This is a genomic window from Microvirga tunisiensis, assembly GCF_009296175.1.
Lineage (GTDB): Bacteria > Pseudomonadota > Alphaproteobacteria > Rhizobiales > Beijerinckiaceae > Microvirga > Microvirga tunisiensis.
Window position 1 is genome coordinate 1 of sequence record NZ_VOSK01000854.1, and the last position, 979, is coordinate 979.

Below are 979 nucleotides of genomic sequence, written 5' to 3' on the forward strand. Positions count from 1 at the left end.
ACATCCAGGACGGGGAATTCGTCATCCTCGTCGGGCCGTCGGGATGCGGCAAATCCACCCTCCTGCGCATGATCGCAGGGCTGGAGAACATCTCCGGCGGCGAGCTCCGGATCGGGCCGCGGGTGGTCAATGATGTCCCGCCCAAGGAGCGCGACATCGCCATGGTGTTCCAGAACTATGCGCTCTACCCGCATATGACGGTCGCCGACAACATGGCCTTCTCGCTCAAGCTGAAGCGGGCCCCCAAGTCGGAAATCAAGACGCGGGTCGACCGTGCCGCCGAGATCCTCGGCCTGGGCAAGCTCCTCGACCGCTACCCGCGCCAGCTGTCCGGAGGTCAGCGCCAGCGCGTCGCCATGGGCCGCGCCATCGTGCGCGATCCGCAGGTCTTCCTCTTCGACGAGCCGCTCTCCAACCTCGATGCCAAGCTGCGTGTCGCCATGCGCACGGAGATCAAGGCGCTGCATCAGCGCCTGAAGACCACCACGATTTACGTCACCCACGACCAGATCGAGGCCATGACCATGGCCGACAAGATCGTGGTGATGCATGACGGCGTGGTCGAGCAGGTCGGCGCGCCGCTCGACCTCTATGATCGTCCGGCCAATCTCTTCGTCGCCGGCTTCATCGGCTCGCCGGCCATGAACTTCCTCAAAGGTCACCTTCAGGGCGGCCGCTTCGTCGCCGAGAGCGGCATCTCCCTGCCGGTGGCCCACGCGCCCGCCGCCTCGGATGGTCAGCCGATCATCTACGGCATCCGCCCCGAGCACTTCATCCTCGACGAGTCCAATGGCTTGCCGGCGGAAGTGGCCGTCGTCGAGCCCACGGGATCGGAGACGCAGGTCTTCGCCAAGTTCGGCGGCACCGATGTGGTCGGCGTGTTCCGCGAGCGCGTCAATGCGCAGCCGGGCCAGCAGATCCGCGTCACGCCCGATCCGAAGCTGGTGCATCTGTTCGACGAGCAGTCCGGCAAGCGCCT

Annotated in this window: 1 protein-coding gene; it reads left to right on the top strand. The window is 65.9% G+C overall.

Going from position 1 to position 979, the window contains the following annotated elements:
* Positions 1–2: 2 nt before the first annotated feature.
* A partial coding sequence (locus FS320_RS44120; protein ID WP_162003653.1) for a sn-glycerol-3-phosphate ABC transporter ATP-binding protein UgpC occupies positions 3–979 on the top strand: 977 nt, incomplete at its 3' end.